This window comes from Paraburkholderia sp. GAS32, assembly GCF_050434225.1.
Taxonomy (GTDB): domain Bacteria; phylum Pseudomonadota; class Gammaproteobacteria; order Burkholderiales; family Burkholderiaceae; genus Paraburkholderia; species Paraburkholderia madseniana.
The window spans coordinates 1-1,079 of record NZ_JBNPVS010000140.1 but is presented as its reverse complement, the minus strand read 5'-3'; the positions used below and the strand labels follow the sequence as shown (position 1 = coordinate 1,079).

The following is a 1,079-nucleotide window of genomic DNA, read 5'->3' as shown; positions in this document are numbered from 1 at the left end:
AGTCCGCTGCCGCCCTTGAACGTCACCGTCACGGTCGCGGCGGTGCTCGACGTGTTCTGCGAATTCTTTGCCGTGTATTTGAACGTCATGGTGGCAGTCGCAGTGCTGCCGACCGGCGGCGTCGTCGGAATCGCGGTGAACGATCCGTCCGGATTCAACGTGACGGTCCCGCCTGTCACAGCACCCGAAATCGCCGCGGTGAGCGGCAGCCCCTTCGGATCCGAGGCATTGGCCAGCACGCCGGGCGCGCCGATTTGCAGCCGCGACGCGATGTTGCTGACGTAAGCGCCATTGCTGGCCACCGGCGGGCCAGACAGACAACCGTTGCCGGCGCTGCAGGCTGACAGCGTGACCGTCGCCGATACCGCGGGATTGCCGTTGGCCTGATACACAAAGCTGTCAGCTGTCGTACCGGCATTCGGCACATAGACGAACGTGCCATCCGGGTTCAGCGTCAGCGCGCCGCCGGTGGTCGTCGTCTTGACCTCCACGCCGTAAACATTCACGTCCTTGGCTTTCACGCCCTTGGCAGGATCCGACACGGTCAACGTGGTGCCCGGGACAAAGAAGTAGGCAGCGGAATTGGCAATCGCATTCTGATTCGCGGCCCCAGCCGTCGGCAGCACGCCGCCATTGACGGCGACATAGGCCTGCATCCCGCCGTCACGCTGATTGTTTGTAGACAGGCTCAGTTCGCGGTCGAACACCGGAAGCGCCGTTGCGCCTGTAGCCGGTGCGTTGATCATCACGTCGTAGGTTTTGCCCGCGGCCAGAAACACTTCCGACTGGACTCGCGTGTTACCGGGCAACACATTGCCGTCTTCGGCGATCAGCGAGAAACCGGAAGCGACGGGATTGCCGGTTTGTGCACCGACTATCGACGGAACGTGCATCCGCAAACCGGCGTTCACGAAACGCACGAGCACCTGGCCTGTCGCAACAGGCGCGGTGGCGGCAAACGAAGACCCGCCGGGATTGGTGCGGTCGAAGGCGACGCCGTTGATCAGGTAGTAGCGCGGATCGTAGTTCACGGTCGGCGGATAGCAGGTGCCGAACGCCGTCGACTTCGAATCGCCGCA

1 protein-coding gene is annotated in these 1,079 nt (G+C 63.3%); it reads right to left on the bottom strand.

Annotated features, from left to right (window positions below):
• Positions 1–1,079: Ig-like domain-containing protein (locus P3T25_RS48590; protein ID WP_429364899.1), on the bottom strand; the 1,079-nt coding region annotated here is incomplete at both ends.